This window comes from Campylobacter rectus (assembly GCF_004803795.1).
GTDB lineage: Bacteria > Campylobacterota > Campylobacteria > Campylobacterales > Campylobacteraceae > Campylobacter_A > Campylobacter_A rectus.
This window is the reverse complement of sequence record NZ_CP012543.1, coordinates 1,491,756-1,516,178: the sequence shown is the minus strand read 5'-3', so window position 1 is coordinate 1,516,178 and position 24,423 is coordinate 1,491,756. Positions and strand designations below refer to the sequence as shown.

General features: G+C 45.7%; 25 protein-coding genes. 13 read left to right on the top strand and 12 right to left on the bottom strand.

From position 1 onward, the window contains the following. Position 1 precedes the first annotated feature (1 nt). The 5 genes from CRECT_RS07220 to rpsO all read right to left on the bottom strand — a co-directional run bounded on the left by CRECT_RS07220 (position 2) and on the right by rpsO (position 4,546). Positions 2 to 433: a hypothetical protein gene (locus tag CRECT_RS07220; protein WP_002945227.1), complete on the bottom strand. Its 432-nt coding sequence runs from the start codon at positions 431 to 433 to the stop codon at positions 2 to 4. 296 nt (positions 434 to 729) lie between these two features. After that, complete coding sequence (gene dnaK / locus CRECT_RS07215; protein WP_002945235.1) at positions 730 to 2,607, bottom strand: molecular chaperone DnaK; 1,878 nt, start codon at positions 2,605 to 2,607, stop codon at positions 730 to 732. Between the two features lie 34 nt (positions 2,608 to 2,641). Then, positions 2,642 to 3,169, bottom strand: a complete 528-nt coding sequence (gene grpE, locus CRECT_RS07210; protein ID WP_002945199.1) for a nucleotide exchange factor GrpE — start codon at positions 3,167 to 3,169, stop codon at positions 2,642 to 2,644. After that, the gene (locus CRECT_RS07205) at positions 3,166 to 3,945 is read right to left on the bottom strand and encodes an HrcA family transcriptional regulator (RefSeq protein WP_002945208.1); all 780 of its coding nucleotides are present in this window, start codon (positions 3,943 to 3,945) and stop codon (positions 3,166 to 3,168) included. The genes grpE and CRECT_RS07205 overlap by 4 nt, the downstream gene beginning before the upstream one ends. 328 nt (positions 3,946 to 4,273) lie before the next feature. Beyond that, entirely contained in the window at positions 4,274 to 4,546 is a 273-nt protein-coding gene (gene rpsO, locus CRECT_RS07200) for a 30S ribosomal protein S15 (protein ID WP_002952011.1), read from the bottom strand. 144 nt (positions 4,547 to 4,690) lie between these two features. Between rpsO and CRECT_RS07195 the strand changes: the two genes are divergently transcribed. From CRECT_RS07195 to CRECT_RS07165, 7 genes are read left to right on the top strand one after another with little or no spacing between them, the layout of a single operon-like run. After that, positions 4,691 to 5,095: an RrF2 family transcriptional regulator gene (locus CRECT_RS07195; protein WP_002945214.1), complete on the top strand. Its 405-nt coding sequence runs from the start codon at positions 4,691 to 4,693 to the stop codon at positions 5,093 to 5,095. 3 nt (positions 5,096 to 5,098) lie between these two features. After that, positions 5,099 to 7,261 carry a flagellar biosynthesis protein FlhA gene (flhA, locus tag CRECT_RS07190; RefSeq protein ID WP_171992701.1) on the top strand — a complete coding sequence of 721 codons (2,163 nt, stop codon included), beginning with the start codon at positions 5,099 to 5,101 and terminating at the stop codon, positions 7,259 to 7,261. Positions 7,262 to 7,269: 8 nt separating this feature from the next. Beyond that, positions 7,270 to 8,388 carry a DHH family phosphoesterase gene (locus CRECT_RS07185; RefSeq protein ID WP_002945046.1) on the top strand — a complete coding sequence of 373 codons (1,119 nt, stop codon included), beginning with the start codon at positions 7,270 to 7,272 and terminating at the stop codon, positions 8,386 to 8,388. 3 nt (positions 8,389 to 8,391) lie between these two features. After that, positions 8,392 to 8,619: a hypothetical protein gene (locus tag CRECT_RS07180; RefSeq protein WP_002945055.1), complete on the top strand. Its 228-nt coding sequence runs from the start codon at positions 8,392 to 8,394 to the stop codon at positions 8,617 to 8,619. After that, positions 8,616 to 8,795, top strand: a complete 180-nt coding sequence (locus tag CRECT_RS07175; protein ID WP_002945008.1) for a hypothetical protein — start codon at positions 8,616 to 8,618, stop codon at positions 8,793 to 8,795. The genes CRECT_RS07180 and CRECT_RS07175 overlap by 4 nt, the downstream gene beginning before the upstream one ends. Further along, the gene (cmoB, locus tag CRECT_RS07170) at positions 8,795 to 9,700 is read left to right on the top strand and encodes a tRNA 5-methoxyuridine(34)/uridine 5-oxyacetic acid(34) synthase CmoB (RefSeq protein ID WP_002945052.1); all 906 of its coding nucleotides are present in this window, start codon (positions 8,795 to 8,797) and stop codon (positions 9,698 to 9,700) included. The genes CRECT_RS07175 and cmoB overlap by 1 nt, the downstream gene beginning before the upstream one ends. An 11-nt stretch (positions 9,701 to 9,711) precedes the next feature. Next, positions 9,712 to 10,248, top strand: a complete 537-nt coding sequence (locus CRECT_RS07165; RefSeq protein WP_002945009.1) for a hypothetical protein — start codon at positions 9,712 to 9,714, stop codon at positions 10,246 to 10,248. Positions 10,249 to 10,996: 748 nt separating this feature from the next. Here the strand turns inward: CRECT_RS07165 and hydF are convergent. The 7 genes from hydF to CRECT_RS07130 form a co-directional block, all read right to left on the bottom strand. Continuing rightward, positions 10,997 to 12,181: a [FeFe] hydrogenase H-cluster maturation GTPase HydF gene (gene hydF, locus CRECT_RS07160; RefSeq protein WP_002945087.1), complete on the bottom strand. Its 1,185-nt coding sequence runs from the start codon at positions 12,179 to 12,181 to the stop codon at positions 10,997 to 10,999. After that, entirely contained in the window at positions 12,178 to 13,230 is a 1,053-nt protein-coding gene (gene hydE / locus CRECT_RS07155) for a [FeFe] hydrogenase H-cluster radical SAM maturase HydE (RefSeq protein ID WP_002945036.1), read from the bottom strand. Before hydE ends, hydF begins: the two co-directional genes overlap by 4 nt. Next, entirely contained in the window at positions 13,218 to 14,687 is a 1,470-nt protein-coding gene (gene hydG, locus CRECT_RS07150) for a [FeFe] hydrogenase H-cluster radical SAM maturase HydG (protein ID WP_002945010.1), read from the bottom strand. Before hydG ends, hydE begins: the two co-directional genes overlap by 13 nt. A gap of 9 nt (positions 14,688 to 14,696) precedes the next feature. Further along, entirely contained in the window at positions 14,697 to 15,374 is a 678-nt protein-coding gene (locus CRECT_RS07145; RefSeq protein WP_002945057.1) for a cytochrome b/b6 domain-containing protein, read from the bottom strand. Continuing rightward, the gene (locus CRECT_RS07140; RefSeq protein WP_039888390.1) at positions 15,367 to 15,714 is read right to left on the bottom strand and encodes an iron hydrogenase small subunit; all 348 of its coding nucleotides are present in this window, start codon (positions 15,712 to 15,714) and stop codon (positions 15,367 to 15,369) included. The genes CRECT_RS07145 and CRECT_RS07140 overlap by 8 nt, the downstream gene beginning before the upstream one ends. Before the next feature lie 11 nt (positions 15,715 to 15,725). After that, complete coding sequence (locus CRECT_RS07135; RefSeq protein ID WP_002945014.1) at positions 15,726 to 17,078, bottom strand: [Fe-Fe] hydrogenase large subunit C-terminal domain-containing protein; 1,353 nt, start codon at positions 17,076 to 17,078, stop codon at positions 15,726 to 15,728. Between the two features lie 760 nt (positions 17,079 to 17,838). Further along, complete coding sequence (locus tag CRECT_RS07130) at positions 17,839 to 18,450, bottom strand: MBL fold metallo-hydrolase (protein WP_002945095.1); 612 nt, start codon at positions 18,448 to 18,450, stop codon at positions 17,839 to 17,841. A 119-nt stretch (positions 18,451 to 18,569) separates the two neighbouring features. Between CRECT_RS07130 and CRECT_RS07125 the strand changes: the two genes are divergently transcribed. The 6 genes from CRECT_RS07125 to kdsB all read left to right on the top strand — a co-directional run bounded on the left by CRECT_RS07125 (position 18,570) and on the right by kdsB (position 24,409). Beyond that, positions 18,570 to 19,319 (top strand): NAD+ synthase, encoded by a 750-nt coding sequence (locus CRECT_RS07125; protein WP_039888407.1) that lies wholly within the window; start codon positions 18,570 to 18,572, stop codon positions 19,317 to 19,319. 543 nt (positions 19,320 to 19,862) lie between these two features. Further along, positions 19,863 to 20,999, top strand: coding sequence for a DegT/DnrJ/EryC1/StrS family aminotransferase (locus CRECT_RS07120; protein ID WP_002945069.1), 1,137 nt, complete (start codon positions 19,863 to 19,865; stop codon positions 20,997 to 20,999). Next, positions 20,992 to 21,906, top strand: a complete 915-nt coding sequence (locus tag CRECT_RS07115) for a tetraacyldisaccharide 4'-kinase (RefSeq protein WP_002945045.1) — start codon at positions 20,992 to 20,994, stop codon at positions 21,904 to 21,906. The genes CRECT_RS07120 and CRECT_RS07115 overlap by 8 nt, the downstream gene beginning before the upstream one ends. A 27-nt stretch (positions 21,907 to 21,933) precedes the next feature. Beyond that, the gene (gene cutA / locus CRECT_RS07110; RefSeq protein ID WP_002945059.1) at positions 21,934 to 22,236 is read left to right on the top strand and encodes a divalent-cation tolerance protein CutA; all 303 of its coding nucleotides are present in this window, start codon (positions 21,934 to 21,936) and stop codon (positions 22,234 to 22,236) included. Next, entirely contained in the window at positions 22,233 to 23,693 is a 1,461-nt protein-coding gene (gene thrC, locus CRECT_RS07105; RefSeq protein ID WP_002945060.1) for a threonine synthase, read from the top strand. The genes cutA and thrC overlap by 4 nt, the downstream gene beginning before the upstream one ends. Beyond that, positions 23,690 to 24,409, top strand: a complete 720-nt coding sequence (gene kdsB, locus CRECT_RS07100) for a 3-deoxy-manno-octulosonate cytidylyltransferase (RefSeq protein ID WP_002945088.1) — start codon at positions 23,690 to 23,692, stop codon at positions 24,407 to 24,409. The genes thrC and kdsB overlap by 4 nt, the downstream gene beginning before the upstream one ends. The last annotated feature ends 14 nt before the right edge of the window (positions 24,410 to 24,423 follow it).

Here is a 24,423-nt window from a genome sequence, read left to right as displayed (position 1 = left end):
ACTAAACTCTCCACATAACTTTGGCCAAAACGATGATTATAGCGCACAAAACAAGGGCGATGATATGCGAGTATTTGCCGAAGGGATCGGGCTTTTTGAGCTTATAGACGAAAAAGAGCGATATCGCCGTGATTAGGTACATTAACCCCAGCACGCCGATCTTGGTCGCGAGTAAAATTTGAAATGGGCCATCCAGCCATCCGTTCTCGCCGCCAAAATAATCCTTCGCCATATAAGCGCCGCTGATAATCAGCAACAAAAACGCCGTGCCGAAAACCTTTGCGCTACCTTTGGTGTAGGCTTTTTTGACGCGAGCGAGCGTATCCTCGTCTATGTGCTTTTTAGCAAACGGAAATATACAAACGTCGAAAAATACGTAACCGACGAAGGCGACGGCGCTCAAAATATGAACGATCAGGAAAAATAGATACATTTAAGACCTTTTTTGTTTGATTATATTTAAATCGGTCGTTTAAAGGGATGATTTTGATTAAGGATTACGCGGAAGACGAGACTAAAATTAAATTTATCGGCGAGGCGGCAAATTTGTAAAAAAGCTTTGTGAGGTAAAATTTGAATAGATTTTTAAATTTAGGATTGTATAAAATTTAAAAGAAAATTATAAAAACCGCCCGTCAAATTTAACGGGCAGGGTAAATTTAAGGGCGTGTAAAAACGCTAAAACCTTAAATTTACGTTTGAAGCCCTTGCCGAAACAAGGGCTAAATTTTACTCTACTTCGGCGTCGATGACGTCGTCGTCTTTTTTCTTGCCGCCGTTTGCTTGCTCGCCCGCAGCGCCGTCTTTTTTATACATCGCTTCGGCTAGCTTATGGCTGGCTTCGCTTAGAGTTTTGACCTTTGCGTCGATCTGCTCTTTGCTTGCGTTTTCGTCTTTTAGCGTCTCTTTTAGCTCGTCAAGCGCCTTTTGGATGCGCTCTCTGTCCTCGGCCGGGATCTTTTCGCCTAGCTCGTCGAGGCTCTTTTGCGTTTGGTGCGCAAGCGCGTCGGCCTGGTTGCGCGCCTCTACCGCGTCTTTGCGTTTTTTATCGTCCTCTTTGTGTAGCTCGGCGTCTTTGACCATGTTGTTGATCTCGTCTTCGCTTAGGCCGCTTGAGCCTGAGATCGTGATATTTTGGGCTTTGCCTGTAGCCTTGTCTTTAGCAGAGACCGTTAGGATGCCGTTGGCGTCGATGTCAAATTCAACCTCGATCTGAGGCACTCCGCGAGGAGCGGCAGGGATGCCCTCTAGGTTAAACTGACCCAAAGACTTGTTGTCGCGGGCAAATTCGCGCTCGCCTTGTAGCACGTGGATCGTGACGGCGCTTTGGTTATCCTCGGCGGTTGAAAATACTTGATTTTTCTTAACCGGGATAGTCGTGCCTTTTTCGATGATTTTCGTCATCACACCGCCTAGAGTCTCGATACCTAGGCTTAGCGGAGTGACGTCTAGGAGCAACACGTCTTTTACGTCGCCTTTGATGACGGCGCCTTGGATCGCCGCGCCGATAGCTACGACTTCGTCCGGATTTACGCTTTTATTTAACTCTTTGCCAAACGCTTTTTTGACCTCCTCTTGCACGAGAGGCACGCGCGTCGAGCCGCCCACCATGACGACTTCTTTTACTTCCGATTTGCTTAGGCCCGCGTCTTTTACGACCTCGTTTATCTTGGTGATGGTTTGAGCGACCAGATCCTCGATCATACCCTCAAATTTAGCCCTGGTTAGCGTCTTTGTGAGGTGTTTAGGGCCCGTAGCGTCGGCGGTGATGAACGGTAAATTTATCGTCGTTTCTTGTGCCGAGCTAAGCTCTTTTTTAGCTGTTTCGGCTGCCTCTTTTAGGCGCTGCATAGCCATCACGTCGGTTTTTAGATCGATGCCGGCGTCGCTTTTAAATTCGCTCGTTAGCCAGTCTATTAAGCGGTTATCGAAGTCGTCGCCGCCGAGAAACGCATTACCGCCCGTAGCCAAAACCTCGACCACGCTATCGCCGGTTTCTAGCACCGTAACGTCGAACGTACCGCCGCCTAGGTCGTAAACCATGATCTTTTCGGCCTCTTTTTTATCTAGACCGTAAGCAAGAGCCGCCGCGGTAGGCTCGTTTATGATGCGAAGCACGTTTAGCCCCGCGATCGTGCCGGCCTCTTTAGTCGCTTTTCTTTGGCTATCGTTAAAGTACGCAGGCACCGTGATGACGGCGTCTACGACCGTTTCGCCCAGATAGCTTTCCGCGTCTTCTTTTAGTTTTATGAGCACTTTTGCGGAGATTTCTTGCGGAGTGTAGACCTTGCCCGCGATCTCGATAGCGCACGCGCCGTTTCTATCCACGACGTGATACGGTAGGCGAGATTTGGCCTCCTGCGCGTTTTTCTCGTTGCTCATTAGACCCATTATTCTTTTGATAGAGTAGATGGTTTTTTCAGGGTTTGTGACGGCTTGGCGTTTTGCGCTGTCGCCTACTAAAATTTCGCCCTTATCGGTAAACGCCACGACCGAAGGAGTCGTATTTTTACCCTCTTTGTTAGGGATCACTTTCGCTTCGCCTCGCTCATACACGCTCACGCATGAATTCGTCGTTCCTAGGTCTATGCCTATTACTTTTGCCATTGTTTTTCCTTTTTATTAAATTTTTATTTCAATTTTACTTCGCTATCGACACCATCGCAGGGCGCAAAATCCTGCCGTTGATGAGGTAGCCTTTTTGTATCACTTGCACGATCTTACCTTTTTCCACGTCTTCGCTTTCTACTTGGAGCATAGCGTTGTGAAAATTCGGGTCAAAGTCTTCGTTCGCTTCGATCGCCGTGATGCCGTTTTTCTCGAAACACTTTTTAAACTGATCTATCGTTATGTAGATACCTTCTTTGATTTTCGCCGCGTATTCGTCGCCCTCTGTTTCAAAATTTACCGCCATCTCAAGCGCGTCTATTACGGGGAGCAGATCTCGCGCGAATTTCTCGTTCGCATACGTCGCGATGTCCGCTTTTTCCTTTTCGAAACGCTTTTTGATGTTTTCAAAGTCCGCATTGGCTCTATAATACTTATCCGTTAGCTCCTCAAGCTGCTTTTGAAGCTCTATGTATTTCGCATCCAAGCCCTCAAAGCTGATACTCTCGTCGAAATTTGACGGGATTTGCTGCTCAAGTTCCACGTTTTCATTCTCGTTCATGCCGCCTCCTTTAGGTTGTTTAAAAATCTTTCATAGTCATTATAAATACTGCCTGCGCAAAGCATTTTGGCCTCTTTGCCTTCAAAATTTACGCCTAGCTTCATACCTAGGTAGTTCTCGCCGAAAAATACCAAATTTGAGTCAAAAACCATCTCAAAGCTAGGGTTTAGCGCATTTTTAAAGCTCTCGCCGAAAATTTCAAGCGCAACCTTTTCGTTTTCTAAAAAGCGAATTTTAGTGCGCTTTAGCTCAGCTATCTTGTTTCTTAGCTCGTTTAGACCCACCTGCATACAGGTAAGCTCGAGTCTGTCGAGGTCTATGCCGATGAGATTGCTCAAAAATTTCTCGACTTTCGAGTTAAATTTGAGCGCGATCTCGTCCTCACTAAAGCTCAAAATCAAAAATCTATTGTTTAAATTTAAGACCTCGTTTAGCGTTTGGGCTTTGCTTTCAAAAACCATCGCGTAAATTTCAAATTTATCGCTTAGCAACTTTAGTAGGCTAGGATTTGCGATATCTAGCGTTTCGTCAAAATTTAACCTAGCTCGCCAATAATCTCTCATCGTCGCAGCCGTTGGTATCCTGCCGCCGCTAACGTGAAACTGCGTAATCGCGCCCTCGTCGGAGAGCTTTTTAAAATAAACCCTGATCGTAGAGGCCGGGATCGACATCGCCATACGCGAACCAAGCTCGCTAGAGCCGATTGGAGCGTTGTCGCTAAGATAAGCTTGAATGATAGAATCAAGTATCAGATCTCGCTTGCTCACCTTTATCATATTAGCACTCTCTCCTTTAAATTGCTAGGCGCATTATACAACATTGAGCGGATAATTGTCAAGGGTTTGAGTTAAAAAAATTTACTTAGATAACTTTAGCGTAGTTAGCTCAAAGTTTATGAAGTAAAATTTAGATAAGTTGAGCGACATGCGGGAAAATTTGAATCTATTTAATGTAAGAGTAGGGCAAATTCGGTTTGTTTTTTGTATCGTTTATTTTGTAAAAATTTAGCTTTATCGCTAAAAATTTTAAAAATTTGCCAAGTCAAATTTTGAAATGAGTAAAAAGTAAAATTTGAAAGAAAAGCCCCGAATTTGGGGCTTGGGATTATTTATCTCTGAGATTTAGCTCAGCGATAACTTTTGTGTAAGCTGCGTAATCTTTAGCTTTTAGATATTTCATCAAGCGTTTTCTGCGGCCGACTATTTTAAGTAGTCCGAGGCGAGACGAGTGATCTTTTTTATAGATTTTTAGGTGCTCGGTTAGCTCCTCGACTCTTGCGGTTAGCAATGCGATCTGAACTTCCGGAGAGCCCGTATCTTTCTCTTTTCTAGCGAATTTCGCAACAATTTCTGCTTTTTTAGCCGAATCCAAAGCCATAATGACCTCCTGATTGGTGAGATTAGAAAAGGCGATTATATCATAAAAATCAAAAAATGCGGCGCCGGTTTTAAAAAATATTGATTTAATCAAATTTGCAGATAAAATTTAATAAAATGTCAGCAAAAAATTTAAGGGGAATTTATGCTTTTGACAAAAGCAAGCGAATACGCGCTGCTTTCGCTGATTTATATAGCGCAAAAAGACGCTCCCTCCGATGTCGATACGATGTCGGGCGAGCTTGAGATATCAAAAAGCTTTTTGGCCAAAATTTTGCAAAATTTGGCCAGAGAGGGCATTTTGATTTCGTTTAAGGGCGCAAACGGCGGATTTATGCTCGCGCAAAAGCCGGGAGATATCAGCATAAAAAGAGTAATCGAAAGTGCGGAAAAACGCAAAATGGCGGTATTTGAGTGCTCGATCTCGCAAGAAGGCTGTAGCTCAAGCAAAAACAGAATGTGTCAAATTTGGCCGATGTTTAGCGCGTTACAGTCTAGAATCGATGATTTTTTAGATACGATTACGCTAGCAAATATAATGAAGAAGTAAATTTTGGCAAAACAAAAGCGCAATATTCTAACTCTGGTCGCACCCTTTTTAGAGCCTATCGTTAAATTTAGAAGCCTAACGATAGTGGGTGTGATAATGGTGATTTTAGCCGTCATCATCGTGCCGCTTCCCAGCGCGGTTTTGGATTTTTTTCTTGCGCTTTCCATCTCTATCTCGGTGCTCATCATCCTGATCTCCGTTTACGTGCCAAAGCCCACCGACCTTAGCACCTTTCCGACGCTCGTTCTCATCATCACGCTTTTTAGGCTCTCGCTAAATATCGCCACCACGCGTATGATTTTGAGCGAAGGACACAACGGTCCGGATGCAGTGAGCGAGATAATCTCAAGCTTCGGACAGTTCGTCGTGGGCGGCAACTACGTCATCGGCGTGATCGTATTTACGATCCTAGTGCTTATAAATTTCATGGTCGTCACCAAGGGTTCGACGCGCGTGAGCGAGGTGCAGGCGAGATTTACGCTCGATGCGATGCCCGGTAAGCAAATGGCGATAGACGCCGACCTAAACGCCGGCCTAATCGACGAAAAGACAGCTAGGCAGCGCCGCGAAGCTATCATCAGCGAGGCGAATTTCTACGGAGCGATGGACGGTTCGTCCAAATTTATCAAAGGCGATGCGGTCGCGGGCATCATCATCACGATCATAAACATCGTCGGCGGCTTTCTCATCGGCTCGTTTCAGTACGGTCTAGATATGGCTACCTCGGCGCAAAACTACACGATCCTAACGATCGGCGACGGCCTGGTGAGCCAGATCCCGGGCCTCATCACGTCGACGGCTACGGCGATCATCATCACTCGAGCCAGCAAGGACGATGAAAATTTCGCCGAGGGCTCGCTAACGCAGCTGCTAGGCGAATACAAAACGCTTTTAATAGTCGGCTTTATACTCTTTGTTTTTGCCCTAGTTCCAGGGCTTCCGACGCTATCTCTGGGCTTTATCTCGCTTCTGTTTTTAAGTATGGGCTACGTGATGAAAGAGGTAAAAGAGGGTAAGATAAATTTGACCTCCAAAGCCCAAAGCATGGGCTTGGCGCAAGGCGAAGAGGAGGGGCAGGCCGCACCCAAACCTCCTAAAAAAAGCGAAGAAGAGATCGCCCGCGAAGAGGAAGCTAAGATAAACGATATCTTAAAGCTTGAAATTTTAGAGCTTGATCTGGGTTACGGCCTGCTAAAGATCGCCGAGACCGATCTCATCGAGCGCATACGAGCGATGCGCCGAAATATCGCGGCTCAGCTTGGTTTTTTGATGCCAAAGATCCGCATCCGCGACAACCTCCAACTACCGCCCAACGAATACCGCTTCAAGCTAAAAGGCGTCGTGATCGGGCAGGGGGAAATTTACGCGGATAAATTCCTCGCGATGGATAGCGGGCTGGTTAGCGACAACATCGAGGGCATCCCGACTAAAGAGCCGGCGTTTGGCCTAGACGCGTTATGGATCGATGCGAGCGTGAAGGAGGATGCGATACTAAGCGGCTACACGATCGTAGATCCCGCGAGCGTCATCTCCACGCACATGAGCGAGCTGATAAAACAAAACGCCGCCGAGCTGCTAACCCGCCAAGAGACGCAAAATTTACTCGACAAGCTAAAATCGGAATACCCCGTCATCGTCGAGGATACGCTGCGCATCGCGCCTATCGGAGTCGTTCAAAAGGTGCTAAAAGCGCTGCTAAAAGACCACATCCCGATAAAAGATATGCTAAGCATCCTGGAGGCGCTAAGCGACATCGCCGAGGTTAGCAAGAACCTCGATATGATCGTCGAGCACGTCCGCACCGCGCTTGCTCGCGCCATCACTTCGCTTTACGTCGATGAGGGCGGGCGGCTAAATTTTTACGTGATGGAGCCAGCCGCACAGCAAAAGCTGATCGACGCCGTGCAGTATAAAGACGGCGCGTATCACCTGATGATAAACGTCTCGCAGACGTCGGCGATCGTGCAGGCTCTGCGCGAGGCGAGGGCGAAGCGGCCGATCTCGGAGTACGGCTCGATGATACTTTGCGTGGAGCCTAGCTTGCGTAAATTTATCGCCGATATCTGCGCGAATTTCGCCATAGATATTACGGTGCTTAGCTTTGCCGAAGTTGCGGCAAATACGCCGTTTGAGACGTTAGGCACGATAGAAATATCAAATTTGTAAGGAATAAAATGACCATCCACCACCTCTCGCACACCGATCTGGACGGATATGGCGCGCAGGTAATAACGAATCACTATTTTAAAAACGTTAAATTTTATAACTCAAACTACGGCAAGGAGATCGACGAGAAATTTGATCAAATTTTGGCTCAAATTTCGGATAAAAGCGTAGTCAAGGCGCAGTCAAATTTAAGCGGCGAGCAAAACGAGAGCTCGCAAGATGCGTCCGAAAATCGCGGCGAAACCGAAGCGATTAAAAATGACGAAAAAGCGCTTATCCTGATAACGGATCTAAATTTAACCGTGGAGCAGTGCGAAGCCTACGAGAAGGCGCTAGCAAATAAAAACGCTAAAATTTTGCTCCTCGATCACCACCAAAGCGGAGCCGAGTGTGCGAGCAAATTTAGCTGGTATTTTTTAGATAGCTCAAGGTGCGCGACTAAGATCACGCATGATTTTTTCGCTAAAATTTACGGGGTCGATGCGAGCCTAAATCACTTTAGCGACGTTGTAAATGCGGTCGATATCTGGCTAAAAGACGACGTAAATTTTGAAATGGGCAAGGTCGGACTCGGACTCGTCGCAAACGCAAAAGAGATAAATAAAACGATGTTTGAGGCTGAAAATTCGCGTTATCTTTTTTATCTAATCAAACGAGCGCGGGAGTTTTTTGACGCGGGAGACGACTACGTCGGGCTTGACGAGGCGATTTTCGGATTTAAAAAGGACTTTTTTAAAGAGGATAAAAACGATACGCTAAGCAACCTGATCTCAGCCTTCGTCGTAAAAAAACTAAGCGAGGAAAAAGAGAAATTTAGCATAAAATATAACGACCTTAACGGCATTTTGACCTACAATATCGGCAATACCTCGGTTATCGGCAATGATTTTTTAGTCGCGAACCCCGATATTGATTTTTTCATCGACGTTACGAGCAAAAAGACGCTGAGCTTTCGCGCCAACGGCAAGGCGGACGTGAGCCGGATGGCTAAAAATTTAGTCGGCGGCGGCGGACACGTGAACGCTAGCGGCGGGCTTTTTGCGGGCTTTAAGGATAGCTTTAGCTATGAAAACGTAAAAGCGCAGATAACCGACCTAATAACCAAAAAAACGATTTTACAAGGATAGAAAATGAAAGAAATAGAACCTACCGTAGACGAGCTAAGCTACGAGCTTTCGATGATGCTGGAGGCGATGCTGTATTATGCCGGCGTGAAAAAAGATAGGCTCGAGGACGCCGCCGAGACCTACATCGAGTGCATCGACGACGCGCTGGAAAACTCGGGCGCCGAGGGCGTGGACGAGGTGCTCGAAGTCGTCGAATACATGAAGAAAAAGCACGCTAAATTTTTCAAATGAAAACTCTAGCGCAAATTTTATTTTTCTCGTCTCTGGCGGCGATACTGGGCGGTTGCGTGTTTTTAAACGACCGCGGCGTGACGACGAAGTACTACAACGAGTGCAAGGAGTACTACGACGCGACGGGCACCTACCGCAAAGAGTGCCCTAAAAACATCATCGACTGGACGGAGTGATGAGCTTAGAAGCGGCTAGAGCGGCTAAGGCTAGGGAGCTGGCGGGCAAAACCTACGCGCCTTTGATGCGGGAGGTAGAGGAGCTGGCGGCTAAATTTAAGGGGCGCGAGTTTGAGCTTAAATTTGACGATATAGTCGAGATAAATGCAAATTTAACCCCCACCCGGCGCGAAGAGACGCTGCAAACGGCGCTAAATTTACGCTCGTGGCGCAAGGGACCCTTTAAGATAGACGACATCTTGATAGATAGCGAGTGGAGGAGTTTTGTTAAATTTAACCTGCTTGCTCCGCATATGGATCTAGCGGACAAGGTCGTGGGCGATATCGGTTGTAACAACGGCTACTATCTCTTTCGCATGCTACCAAAGCGTCCAAAAAAGCTGATCGGCTTTGATCCGGGCGTTATGAGCTTTTTGCAGTTTAAATTTATCGATGCGTTCGCGCGCTCGGGTATAGAGTACGAGCTGCTAGGCGTAGAGCATCTGCCGCACTACGGCGTTAAATTTGACGCGCTATTTTGTCTTGGCGTACTCTATCACAGAAGCGATCCGGTGCGTACGCTAAAAGAGCTAAAAGGCGCGCTAAATGCGGGCGGCGAGCTCTTTTTGGACACGATGTATCTTGATATGCAGGGCGATTTTGCCCTGAGTCCTAAAAATACATACTCAAAGATACCGAATATCTACTTCGTGCCGACTATAAACGCGCTTTTAAACTGGTGCGAGAGGGCGAAATTTAAAGACGCGCAAATTTTAGCCACAAAGCCCACGGACGCGCACGAGCAGCGAAAAACCGAGTGGATCTTGGGGCAGAGCTTGGGCGATTTCCTCGATCCCGCAGACCCTACGCGCACGGTCGAGGGCTATCCCGCGCCAAAACGGGTCTATCTAAAACTAAGCGTATAAAAAGGTGAAAAATGGACGAAAATATCTACGACGACAACAGTAGCGACAGCGTGGTGCTGCCCGAGGACGAAAATCCGTTTCGCAACGAGCTAAAAACCTCGCCGAATATAAAAATCAGCTTAAGCGGCGCCGTGACGCAGCTCGAGCCAAATCACGCCAAAACGCGCTTTTTTGCTACAAACGATATGGTCGCCGACGGTGAGGGGCTGATTCACAGCGGATTTGTTTTTTCGGCGGCTAGCTACGCGGCGATGGCGGCGGTCAATGAGACTTTTAGCGTCGTTATCGGCGCTAAGATACATTTTTTCGCCCCGACTAGGGTAAATGAAGCGATCGAATTCGACGCGCGCTCGCATTTTAACGAGAGCAAAAAACGCGAGGTGCGCGTAACCGGCAAAACCAAGGATATCAAGGTGTTTGAAGGCACTTTTCAGGTCGTGATTTTAGAAGATCATATCTTTAAAATTTACCAAGCGAACCTGCAAAAACAAGCCGCGCAAAGGCGAAACGAGGAAAAGCGCAAAGAAGAGGCGAAGCAAAACGCGTAAATTCACTCAAATTTTAAGCCCCCGGATCGTCAAATTTCATCTTTTTCGCTTAAATTTTACTTTTTGAGAGGCAAGGGCGGCGAAATTTAGCTTAAATTTATCGCAAATTTGAAAATAAAATTTAATTTAGTTCGGTCGTCCGATGCTAGACGGACCGCCGTGCGTGCTTTTTGTGCGCGATCTAACGCAAACTAATTTATCTTGAGGATTGATTAAATTTACTTTTTAGCGCCCGGCGCAATGCCGATTGTTATATTCGAGTCTTTGTTTTTAAAATTACAGGCTCAACAAAACTTAAGCTTTAGCAAAAGAATTTAGGCTGCGATGAGAACTATAAAAAATACATAGTTTATTTAAAAAATTCAGAGGATAAATTTCGTGAAATTTTAAAATATTTCTCGGCAGATATAGACTTTAAAAGTATCTAATAACTATAAATATAAGAATTCCAGTCGCAATAAAGCGTGAAGTCTTGAAAAGTAACGAGCGTAGCGAAGTTAAAAATAAGTAAATTTAGCGGCACCAAATTTCATCCGCGCGGCACGGAATTCTATGCCCAAATTTTGCGGCACAAAATCCACAAAACAAAATTCCGTCGATAAAATTCAGCCCATAGATTTAAAATTTTAAAATTCCAGGCCCTGAAATTTTACTCGCCGACATCTGCCCTCGAGCCTCAAGACGGCGATGAGTCGAGGCTAAAGTCATGAAGACGGACGCTGCGTAGCCGCCCCGCAATAGCCGCAGATTATTTTCGAAATATCTCGGTAACCCTATCCAGCACGCCTTGGCAAAGCGAAATGATAATGCCGTAGTTTGTGATGGGCACGACGGCTTGAGAGGCCTTTTGCATGCGGTTTTTCATCATCGTTTTGTTTATCATACAGCCTCCGCAATGAACGATTAGCGCGAATTCATCTAAATTCGCGGGATAGTCCCTGCCGTTCGTGTAGCTAAACTCAAGCTTTTTGCCGCTAAATTTGCTAAGCATTTTTGGGATCTTAACCCTTGCTATGTCGCCGTCTTTTGCGTTGTGAGTGCATGCTTCGGCGATTAAAATTTTATCGTTATCTTTTAGGCTTGTAGCCTGTTTGCAGCCTTTTATAAACTCGTTTAGATCGCCTTTTAGCCTTGACATCAGGATGGAAAAAGTGGTGATTTTCGCATCTTTTGGAGCGGTTTTTACGACCTGCAAAACGCACTGCGAGTCGCACACTATCAAATTCGGCTTAAACATCTGCGCGGTTTTTGATACGTCTGCGTCGCTTGAGACGCAAACATAGGCTTTGCCGTCTAAAATTTGCCTTATAGCTTGCACTTGAGGCAGTATGAGCCTGCCTTTGGGCGCTTCGTCGTCAATCGGCGTTATAAGTAGCACTATGTCGCCCGGATTTAAAATTCCGCTAAAAAGATCGTCGCTATCTTTTGAAATTTGCTTTGAAATTTCGGCCAGTCCTTCATAAATCAGCTCTAAGCCTAGCTTGGTTTTAGCCGAGGTTTTGATAAATTTAAAGGGATTTATCAAATTTAAAAACTCGCCCTTTGTTTCTTTCAGATCGCACTTATTTACAAGCAGCAAAAAGGGCTTATTGAGGCTTTTAAATTTATCTATGAGCTCGCTTTCAAATTTGCTAAATTCGTTATTTTCTACGACCAAAACGGCTATATCGATATTTTCTATCGTCTCGTTCGTCTTTAAAATTCTTTTTTCACCGAGCTCGCCCGCATCATCGACGCCCGCCGTATCAAAGAGCGTAGCGGCGCCCAGCCCGTGTATCTCGATACTCTTTTGCACCGTGTCGGTCGTAGTGCCCGCCACATCGGATACTATGGAGGCGCTTTGGTTGCTTAGCATGTTCATAATGCTCGATTTACCGACATTTCGCCTACCGAATATCCCTACGGCTATGCGCATCGATTTTGGAGTGCTCACAGCCCCCGCCTTTGATTAAAACGCACGCTGTTGCCGTTGGTAAGCGAAATTTTATCGCCTATTAAAGAGAGCATTTCATCAAACTTATCGTAAATTTCGGCTGCGCTCTCTTTTAGACAAAATTTATTCGGATAGAGCTTGTATAGATCGCGATATCTGCTTTGCGTGATGGAGGGCATGATGACGTTTGCGCCGCTTCGTAGAGCCATCTTGCGCCCTTCGTTTGGATCAAGCGTCTCGATAGCGGTCGTGGCGGGGATATTTATCTTAGGCAAAAGCAGCCTTGTTAAAGCGTTTGCTTTTAAGACCAGCTTTATCCCGCCCGCCTTCGAATGCTCAAGCGGGGTGTTCGTAGCCGGTATAAAGGGCCCTATGCCGATCATATCAAAGTCGTATTTTTTTAAAAACATCAGATCTCGCGCTAGGATTTTAGCGCTACTTCCCGGAAGTCCTACGAGTAGGCCGCTTCCTGTTTCGTAGCCTAAATTTCGCAAATTTTCTAGGCACTTTATGCGGTTTTTTAGGCTCATATTTGGATGAAGGGCTTTGTAAAGAGCCCTATCGGCGGTCTCTATGCGAAGCAAGTATCTATCCGCGCCCGCTTTTTTATAGGCGCGGTACTGCTCAAAGCTCTTTTCGCCGAAGCTAAGCGTGATCTGCACGTCAAATTTCTTTATCTCGCGTATGATTTCGCAAATTTCATCGTCTTTAAAAGCGCCGCTTTCGCCCGATTGCATGACGACGGTTTTGTATCCGCTCATAGCCGCCTCTTTGGCGCGGGACACTATCTCCTCGGCGCTCATTTTGTAGCGTTTTATGTCTTTGTTTTTGCTTCTAAGCCCGCAGTAAAAGCACTCCTTGGCGCAGATATTTGAGATCTCTATAAGAGCTTTTAGATGCACCTCTTGTTTTACGAATTTTTGTCTAACTCTGTTTGCCGCCTCAAAGAGATACTCGCAGTCCTCGTCATCTGCTATGATCTTTTCAAGCCCGTAAAGCGAAGTGATATGGTTTTTTTCAAGCTCATTTATAAATTTTATAGATGGCAATCCCTTGTGCCCTTTTCCATATCGCTTATCAAATTTCTAACCTTTTGCGCAACGCTAGGTAAATTTTCCTCAAGCTCGCTAAGATACTTTGGTATGATCACGTTTTCGCCGAGCTCTCTGGCCTCGGTCGAGCCGTAGTCGAGCAGGTATTCTTTAAGCGTCAAGATCGCATTGGGTAAGCAAAGATACTTGATCTTGGCGTTTTTGGCGTAAGGCATAAAGTGATCGCCCGTGCGACCCTCGCGGTAGCAGGATGTGCAAAAGCTTGGAATTTTATCTTTTTTCATGACATTTAGCACGAACTCATCGATACAGCGGTGATCGCCGATTTTAAATTGTTGATTATCCAGCTCGTCTTCGCTATTTTTCTTCGAGTAGCCGCCTATGCCTATGTTTGTGCCTGCGTCCATTTGAGAAATTCCGCATTTTTTTATCGCCTCGTCTCTTATGGACGGCTCCTCTCTGGCCGTTAGGATAGTGCCCGTAAACGGACACATAAGGCGAATTATCGCGATAGCCCTCAAAAACTCCTCATCGCTTAGCGCGTAAGGCATATCGTTTGCGCCGGCCGAAGTCTTTTTTATACGAGGAAAGGAGATGGTGTGCGGGCCTATGCCGAAGTATTTTTCTAAGCTCATAGCATGATACAGCAGCCCTAGAATTTCAAATTTATAATCATAAAGTCCTAAAAGTGCGCCTATGGCCACATCGTCAATCCCCGCCTTAAGGGCTCTATGAAGCGCGAAAACGCGCCAATCGTAAATGCCTTTTAGCGTATTTTGGGGGTGATATTTGGCGTAGGTTTTTCTGTGATAAGTCTCTTGAAATACTTGAAAAGTGCCTATGCCTTCGGCCTTGACGACCTTATACTCATCTTCAAAAAGCGGTGCGGCGTTTATATTGACCCTGCGAATGTTTAGGTTATTTTTTCTAACGCCGTAAATTTCTCTCACCGTCTTTGCGATGTAGTTATAATCGCTTTTCGGATGCTCGCCGTAAACCGCTATAAGGCGCTTTTGCCCCATATCGAGCAGGCTTTCTATCTCGTTTTTTAGCTCGTCGTTTTTTAAAATTTTCTTTTTTGTGGCGGTATTTTCTGCGGCAAATCCGCAGTATTTGCAGTTATTAACGCACGGGCTTGATATGTAAAGAGGCGAGAAAAGCACCATTCTGTTGCCGTAAACTTCCTCTTTGACCTCCGTCGCAGCGTCAAAAATTTCATCCCAAATTTCATCATGCGAGTTGTTTAAAAGCACGGCCGTTTCGTAAGGAGTTAGCATAGTGCCTTTTACGGCGTTTTCTTTAGCTTTTTTTATAACGGCTCTAACTTCGTCCTTGCCGGCATTTTTGGTTCGAGATAGAATTTCTTCTATCTCGTTTTCGTCTATGAAGTCTTCGTATTCGTGTTTGCCAACCCACTTTAAAATTTTATTATACCTATCGTCTGTCCATGACATAATTTACCTTTAGTGAGCCGCTTTGGTGGCGTCTACGGCCATTAGGTCTTCTTCGACCCATTTTGGAGCATGGTGATGAGCGTCCTCTAAAGGCACATCGCCGGGACCGAATCTAAACATCGCCTTTAGATCCTCGGAGTTGATAACGGCTAGCGGCATATGCACGCAAAACGCGAGCAGACTCGTAAGTATAGAGCCCCAAACGTGAAACAAAAATATCCATTTCGTAAAAATTTTACCCATCGCGGCAGGATAAGCGTAAAGTAGCCAGCCCGATACGATAAGCCCGAATATCATAAACATAAATATCAGATAAGCGGCCTTTTGACCGGCGTTAAATCTTCCTTGAGGAGCGACCTCTTCGGGGCCGAATTTGATGCCGAAAAGTCTTCTTGGGTAGCCGCCGAAATTTTTAAACCAAGCGAACGTATCGCGGTCCCAGATAAGCAAATTTCTTATCATCAAAGAAAAACGATCGAAATTTAATAGCATAAAACCGAAAAAGTTTATAGTAAAAACAATGCCTATGCCTATATGCCAATCCATAAGCATCTCGGCCATATCTTCATTAACCATCCTAAAATATATCAACACTCCCGTAAATATTAGAGCGATCCAAGTGATCAAATTTACGTTATGAAAGACCTTTTCCGAGAGCGGGAATTTTAAAACTCTATTTTCATGCATGGCTAGCTCCTTTTAAGATCAAATTTTTTCGATCGAAGTAGGCGCTTGTATGAAGCAGTTTTTCCGCTACTTCGCCCATAGGCTCCGTATTTAAATCGGCATAACATTGAGCGCAACTAGGGTTTTGGTGGGAGCCGATTAGTTTTTTGTCTTGACAGCGCTTATCGTCTTTGTATAAGCCCTCTTGGCGCATCGCGATATAAGATTTACGTCTTTTGATGATATCCGTTATCGCATAGCCGCTAATCGCAATAATCGAGGTCAAAACGCCGCTAACCTTTAAAAAATCCCTTCTTGAAAAAATTTTTCCTACAGGTTTTTCTATAAATTGATATCTCATTTCTTATCCTTTTAAGCTTTTAACGGAAGCGGCAGTAGCGAATGAAGCCACGATGTTCCCATAGCATGCACGGGCTGTCCGCCGCCGTTTACGCATCCGCCCGGGCAGTTCATCACCTCTATGAAGTGATATCTGTTGCTATCTTTAGTAATATGTTTTAAGATGGTGTTTAAATTTCTTGAAGCACCGTTTACTACGGCTACTTTTAGTTCGAGCGTCTTGCCGTCGTAGTCTTTTAGAGGGATCGGTATTACGGCTTCCGTTAGATCCTTATCGTAGCCTCTTACGGGAGTTAGGTCGGGATCTTTTAGCTCTTGTCCCGAGAGTAGAAAATAAGCCGTTCTAAGCGCCGCCTCCATAACGCCGCCGCTATTTCCGAATATAGTACCTCCGCCGGTATAAACATTCATTGTTTTTTCAGGGTATTCATCCGACATCTCAAGAGGATTTATGCCTTTTTTACGCAAAATTTCAGCTATATCGCGAGCCGTAAGCGTTGCATCTATATCGGGAAAGCTTTTTGTATCGGCGGGTATTTCACCTCTTTCTTTCAGATACTCGTATGCGGAGTTAAATTCCGGTCTGCTTGCCTCGTAGATTTTTGCAGTACAGGGAGTAACCGTAGCTACGTAAATATCGCGCGGATCTTTATCCCAAACGAATTTAGCCGCCCAGGTTTTAGCAAGAGGCCCGCCCATTTGTATCGGAGATTTTGCGCCCGAGATATGAGGTATCAGCTCCGGATGGAAAATTTCGGCATTTCTTACCCATGCCGGACAGCAGCTCGTAAAATGCGGGAAAGGATGGTGCGAAACGTGCTCTAAATCATGACTACGTTCGCCGAGTAGCCAATATTTTATCTTTTTAATTAGCTCGGTTCCTTCCTCCAATATCGTCTGATCGGCCGCAAAATTTACGTCGTACATATTAAAGCCGGCTTTTTCGAAGGCGTTATACATCTTATTTACGGTTAGTTCTCCGGGTTTTCCACCGAATTCTTCAGCCAAAGAAACCCTAACCGCAGGCGAAGGGTGAGCTACGACAAAGGTCTTTTCGTCGTCAAGCTTTTGCATAACCTCATCGACAAAGCTCATTTGCTCTATGACGGCAAACGGGCAGTTTATGAGGCACTGTCCACAGGCTACGCATAAATTTTGATCTATTTTGTGAGCAACTCCGAGAGAGCCGTCTATGGCATCTGTAGGGCAAAAGGAGCGACAGGTATCGCATCCGACACAGCTATCTTGATCTATTCTTATAATACCGCGTAATTCGCCTTTTCTATAAGTACCTTCAAAATCAGCTTCCCCGCCCCTTGAATTAGGCGCCGGAGGGAAAGTTTTGATCTTATAGACACTAAGCATACAAACCTCCTGATATTGTTTTATTTGAACTAATATTAAATTAATATTCACTATAATACTAACTTAATTTTTGTGATTGCGGTATTGTATAGATAATTTTATTAAAAGTTGGTAAAATATAAAAATTAATATAAAAATATTCTACCGCAAAATACAAAGATAGACGGAACTTGATACATATATAGTTCGTTTAAGATTTTCTGAGGCGAGATTTAGCGGTGCCGGTCGGAGCGTGTTTATTTTGGGCGTTTTGGGAGGCAATGCTTTTTACCGGCGTTTGACGGTTTTACATCCTAGCGACTTAATTTGAGTTTTATTTTGCCGTTTTTATTGCTACCTGTCGTTTGCTACGCATTTTTGAGTAGCGTTTTGAAAGATAACCCGCACGAATTTGATGTTAAAATTTGAGTTTTTCTAACTTTTTTCGTAAAATTTAGCTTGAGGTTACCGCGCTAAATTTGAGGTTAAATTTGGCAAGATTTTAAACTAGCTTCAAAATTTACGAAAATTTATCGCTGTTTTTAACAAAATACTATTTTACCGAGCGCGTTTGTTTATAGGCTTTTTAAATAGTCGAAATGTCGGTTTAAGCAATAAAAACTAAATTTACTCTGATGGAGTTTGAAACGAGGAGGAAAAGCAGGAAACCGTCAAAGAGGTTTTAGTTAAATTTTACTCTCTGTTTAGCCTCAAATTTACGCCGTTTTTTGAAAATTTCTTAAAAGGCCAAAACACAAATTTGTCTAGCTAAAACCCCATTTTACTCGCCGAGCCGTTCTATCCAAAAGTCCAAATTTTCCTGCTCGGCTTTTAGCGTCGTTTTATCGCCGTGACCCGGATATAGCGTGAAGTCCCCTTGCATTTTTTTGCATTTTAGCAAGCTTTGACGCATATCCTCGGCGTTTGAAAACAAAAAATCATAGCGCCCGATCGAGCCGTTAAATAAAAAATCGCCGCTAAAAATCGCCTCATCCACGCGCACCATACAGCATCCGGGCGTATGTCCCGGAAAGTGCATAAACTCGATCTCAAAGTCTTCGATAGTAAATTTTACATCCTCAAATTTTGCCCCGCCTACGCAGATCGCGTCGCTCATCGTTTGCTGACCGATATCCCAAATATCGCTTTGCAGCATGAAATTATCGTTATTATGGATATACACGGGGATATTAAAAAAATTTTTTAAGCTAACGTCGTCAAAAATGTGATCAAAGTGTCCGTGGGTGTTTAAAATAGTGAGCGGCGCGTGTGAATTTTTTATAACGAAATCAAACGAATTCTGACCCGGATCAATGATAATCTCGCGCCCGTTTTTGGATATGACGTAGCAATTGGTTTGATAATCGCCGCATGGTTTTGAGATGATTTTCACGTCCGTCCTTTTGTGAAATTTAACTAAAATCGATTGTATATTTTTTAAGCTTAAAAGTTAAATTTATGGAAAAATTGTATAATAGGTTTGGGAATTTAAATTTATCGGTGATAATCATTATGAAAAACTATTCGCAAATCTGCCTGAAGCTAACCGAGTTTTTGGCGAGCTACCTTGAAAAAAGCGGCGCGAAAGGCTTTGTTTTAGGCGTTAGCGGCGGCATAGACTCTGCTGTAGTGGCCGCGCTTTGCAAGTGCACGGGCTTTGATACGCATGCGCTTTTGATGCCCGCAAAACACTCAAGCGAGCGAAATTTAAGCGACGCGCTTAAGCTTTGCAGCGATCTGAAAATAACGCATAAAATCATCGAAATTCAGCCGATTTTGGAGAGCTTTGTCGCGCAAATCGGCGAGCCGCTACCAAATTTGCGGATGGGAAATCTAAGCGCAAGGGCGAGGATGTGCTTGCTTTACGACTATTCGGCGAGGGTAAATGCGCTAGTCGTGGGCACGAGCAACAAAAGCGAACGGATGCTGGGTTACGGCACGATCTACGGCGACATGGCATGCGCGCTAAATCCGATCGGCGAGCTCTTTAAGACTGAAATTTACGAGCTGGCGCGCGAGCTTGGCATCGATGAAAAAATCATCGCAAAAGCCCCGTCCGCCGACCTTTGGGAGGGGCAAAGCGACGAGGCCGACATAGGCTATAGCTACGAGCGGCTGGATGAAATTTTACGTTTGGCGCAGAGCAAAAGCGAGGACGAGCTGGCGCGTAAATTTGACCCGAAGCTCGTCGCGACTGTGTTTTTAAAAATGAGAGCGAATAAATTTAAACTCTCGTTGCCGCCGGTTGCGAGCTTGGAATAGAAATAAAATTTGAGCTAAATTTACGTTTCGGTGGTAAATTTAGCTGAGGTTTTGGCGGTCAAAAACGGCGAAATTTGACGCTTTTGTATAAAATTTGACGGTAACTTGAACGGATAAAAGCAGCCTGGACGACGGATTTGCGGGTCAAATTTGATTATAGCCGCGCGATCGGCGCTAAAGATTGCTTGGCTTTAAGATAGGGTAAATTTAACGGCAAAGTTGCGACGATTTTGCTCAAAGCTACAAAACGCGAGCGGCTGGAGAAAAGTCGCCAAGAGCGCTAAAATATCGGTGCAAGCATCGAAACATCGTGCAAAATGCCGTCGCATCGGCTAAAAATTATCGTCCAAACGTCAAATTTGCCCAAGGCGGCAAAACGCACGCGATTAGCGACAGCGTAAGATAAACAAAAAATCGCCGTTAGGATCGGCGAGCGGCAATTATAGCGTCAAAATCACCGTAAATTCGGCGCCAAGAAAATAAAGCTAAAATAAAAACAAAATTTAAATAAAGATAAAATAAAATAAAAAATACGGAGGCAAAATGGAAGAAATAGCTTTTTTTAAACCATCCATCGACGAGGCCGAGACCGCGCTCATCAAAGAGGCTCTAAAAGAACACGGTTCGGTGATCGTGGATAGGCTGGAGTCCGAGCTTAGGGAGTATTTTGGCGTAAAGCACGCTGTAACGACCAATAACAACAGCGCCGCTCACCATTTGGCGCTTTGTTCGATGGACCTAAAGCGCGGCGACAAGATCATCTGCTCGGTAAATTCGACCCCGAGCGTGGCGCAAGCGATCAGGCATTTTGACGCCGAGCCGATATTTGTGGATATCAACGAAGACGACTTTAATATGAACCCTCAGTCGCTGCGAGATACGCTAAAGGCGCACAATCACAAGAAGCTAAAAGGCATCTTCGTAAATCACATCGCGGGGCAGGCTGCGGATATGGACGAGATTTATGCTATCGCGCAGGAGTACGACATCAAGGTGCTAGACGATGCGGGCAAGTCTATCGGTCTGTCTTATAACGACGTGAAAATCGGCTCTGACGGGCGCTCGCTGATATCTTGCTTTAATATATATTCGCAGCTGACCAACCCGATCGCGACGGCAGGCTTTATGCTCACAAACGACGATGCGGTAGCCGAGCGCGCGAAACTACTGCGAAATCACGCAATCATAAAAGGCGGCATAGATAAGGACGGCAACCTAGGCTACATCTACGACGTTATCGATATCGGCGTGAAGTATGATCTAACCGGACTTTGCGCAGCGTATGCAGTGGCGCAGTTTGAAAAAACGGATAAATTTATCGCACGTCGCCAAGAGATAGCCGCCGCCTACGACAAAGAGCTCGCAGACTGTCCGCACGTCTCGCTCCCGATCAAAAAGCGCGATCACGTCTATATCCAGTACATTATCAAGATCGACAAAAACCGCGACGGATTTGCCAAAGAGCTGCTAGAGCGCGGCATTCACACTGCGCTTCACTACAAGCCGATGCATCTTTTAAGCTACTATAAAAGTAAATACGGGCTTAAGGTAAATTCTTTCCCGAATGCGCTAAAAACCTATCAGCAGGTGCTTTCGCTGCCCGTTTACAACGCGCTTAGCGACGAAGAGGTCGCGCATATCTGCGAGAGCGTGCGAGAAGTAGCCAAAACGCGTGTTTAAAAGGAAAATTTACGCCTTCGCGCAGGAGTATTTTTACGCTCCGAATTTGTGGCAAAAGTGCCTAGCTCTCGCGCTTTTGCCCTTGAGCCTGCTTTACTGTGCGGGCGTGATTTTAAAGCTCAAATTTAGTAAAGCTTTAGATTTTGGCATCCCGATTATCAGCATAGGAAATTTAACTCTAGGCGGTAGCGGAAAAACGCCGCTCGGTATCGCGATTTTAAACGAATTTGAGGGCGGTTGCGCCATTTTGCGAGGCTACGGTAGAGCTTCAAAAGGGCTCGTCAAGGTCGCGATCTCGGGTGAAATTTTGGTGGGCGTCACGGCTAGCGGCGACGAGGCGATGGAATACGCAAAAAGCGTGAAAAACGCAAACGTCATCGTGAGCGAAAACCGCGACATCGCGATAAAAGAAGCCCTGAATTTAGGCGCAAAGTATGTGCTGCTCGATGATGGCTTCGGCAAATTTCACATCAAAAAATTTAACGTCCTGATCCACCCATCCGCAAAGCCGTATTTTGATTTCGTCCTGCCTAGCGGCGCGTATCGCTACCCGAGCAAATTTTACGCCAAAGCCGACTACGTCGTAAAAGAGGGCGAGGATTTTACGCGCACAAGTGAAATCATAAATCAAACTCCAAAGATGGTTTTAGTGACCGCTATCGCAAATCCGCAGCGCTTGGAGCCCTACTTTAGTCTTTGCGTAGGGCGCGAGATATACCCCGATCACTACGCGTTTTCGCGGGACGAGCTAGCGGGGATCCTAGCTCGCTACGGCGCGACCTCGCTTTTGGTTACGCGAAAAGATGCCGTCAAGATGGAGGAGTTTGGCCTGCCGCTCTCCGTCATCGCGCTAAAAACGACGCTGGCAGATAAATTTAAACGAATTATCAAAGAGAAAATTCTATAATCCGCTAAAAATTTTAGGACGCTTTAAATGAAATTTATATTAACTTCTTGCGCCGACAAGGCCGCAGCCAAAACTCTGGCTAAAAAGCTCGTTAAAGCTAAATTTGCCGCTTGCGTAAGCGTTTTTAAGGCAAATAGCGTTTATTTTTGGGACGGCGAGATAAAAGATGAAAAAGAGCGGGTTTTGCTCATAAAAACCGCGGTTAAATTTAAAAAAATCGCTAAATTTATCGAGAAACATCACAACTACGAGCTGCCTGAGATTGTGGCTTTTAAGGCTGATAAAGCTAGCAAAAAATATAAAAAATGGATAAAAAAGGAAAGTAAATGAAGCTATTTCAAACTAGAGCGAATGCGGGCGAGAGCCTAAAAAGCGTAGAATTTAGCCAGGCGCTACTGAGCCCCAGCTCTGCTTACGGCGGACTTTACGCGCCGATGGAGCTGCCTAGGCTGGATGATAAATTTTTTGCCAAGGCGGTAAATTTAAACTACGCGCAAATCGCTCTAAAAATCATAGAGAAATTTGGATTTGACGCTGATGCGGCGATGTTTGAGAGGGCGGTGAAGCGATACGAGAGATTTGACGATCCGCAAAATCCCGTGCAAGTGCGAAAAATCGGTGAAAATCTCTACGTAAACGAGCTTTATCATGGTCCTACGCGCGCTTTTAAGGATATGGCGCTTCAACCTTTTGGCGCGCTACTTAGCGAACTAGCCGCAAAAAGAGGCGAAAAGTACCTCATAATGTGCGCGACTAGCGGCGACACGGGGCCTGCGACGCTAGAGACTTTTGCAGACGCGCCAGGCGTCAAGGTTGTCTGCCTCTATCCAAAAGACGGCACTAGCGAGGTGCAGCGCCTACAAATGATAAACGCAGATGCTACAAACCTCAAAGTAATCGGCATCGAGGGTAACTTCGACGACGCGCAGCGCGCGCTAAAAAGCCTGCTGGCTAGCGAGAAATTTAAAGAGCGTCTAAGCGCTGCTGGACTTTCGCTCTCAGCGGCAAATTCGGTAAATTTCGGCCGAATTTTATTTCAGATTATCTATCACCTTTACGCCCACGTATATCTGTTAAAAACGGGCGCGCTAAAAGGCGAATTTGACATCGTCGTGCCTAGCGGTAACTTCGGCAACGCCCTAGGCGCATACTACGCTAAAAAAATGGGCGCAAAAATCGGTAAAATCAAAATCGTCTCAAACGCAAACAACATCCTTACCGAGTTTTTCACGCAGGGGCGATACGATCTGCGCGGCAAAAGCCTGGTTAAAACGATCAGTCCCGCGATGGATATCCTTGTTTCTTCAAACGTCGAGAGACTGCTTTTTGATAAATTGGGCGCCGTGCGAACCAAAGAGCTGATGGATAATCTTGCGAGCGATGGCTTTTACGAGCTTTCAAACAGCGAGCTGGGCGCGCTAAAAGAGGACTTTGATGCTGATTTTTGTAGCGACGAGGAGTGTGAGAAATTTATCAAAGAGTGGGCGGCAAAGGGCGTCGCCATCGATCCACATACGGCTACTTGCTTTAAATCGGCGGCAAATTTAACGCGCCCGGCCGTGATAACGTCGACCGCGCACTGGGTCAAATTTGCTCCAAGCATGTTTAAGGCACTAAAAAACGAAACGCTAAAAGACGAAAAAAGCGGGCTTGAGGCCTTGGCGGCCGAGTTTAACGACGAAGTGCCCGGCGCGATAAGATCGCTATTTACAAAAGCCGCCGTGCATAACGAAATCGCCGCAAAAAGCGATATAGAAGCTAAAATTTTATCCTGGATCGAGCGATGATTATCATCCCCGCAAGGCTAGCTTCGACGCGAATGCCTAATAAAATTTTACGCGAAATAAACGGCGTGCCGATGTTTGTCGCTACGGCGCGCAGGGTGAGCACGGCTGATGAGGTCGCCATCGCCGCAGACGACGAGGGCGTGGTGCAAATCGCGCAAAAATTCGGCTTTAAAGCCGTGATGACGAGCCGGGCGCATCAAAGCGGAACCGACCGCATCAACGAAGCGGCGGGAATACTCGGCGTCAAAGATAGCGAGATCATCATAAACGTGCAGGCCGATGAGCCCTTTATCGAGCCTGAAAATATCGTCAAATTTAGAGAATTTTGCGAGAAAAATGCGGCGCGGGCATTTATGTTTTCATGTTTTAAAATCGTCGGCAGCGAGCTAGCGGACGATAAAAACCTAGTCAAGGTCGTGACCGACGACGCTGGCTACGCGCTTTATTTCTCGCGCTCGCGCATCCCGTTTGACCGTGCACCGTTTGACGCATACAAGGCGCATCTGGGCATCTACGGCTATAGCGCGGCAAATTTAAAAAGATTTTGCTCGTTTGCGCCATCGACTCTTGAAAATACCGAAAAGCTCGAGCAACTGCGCGCTCTATCAAACGGCGAGAAAATCCTCATGCTCGAAGTGCAAAGCGACAGCATCGGTATCGACTGCGAGGATGATCTGCAAAGGGCGCAGGCGAAATTCGGAATTGAGGTAAATTAACGCCTCTAGCGCCG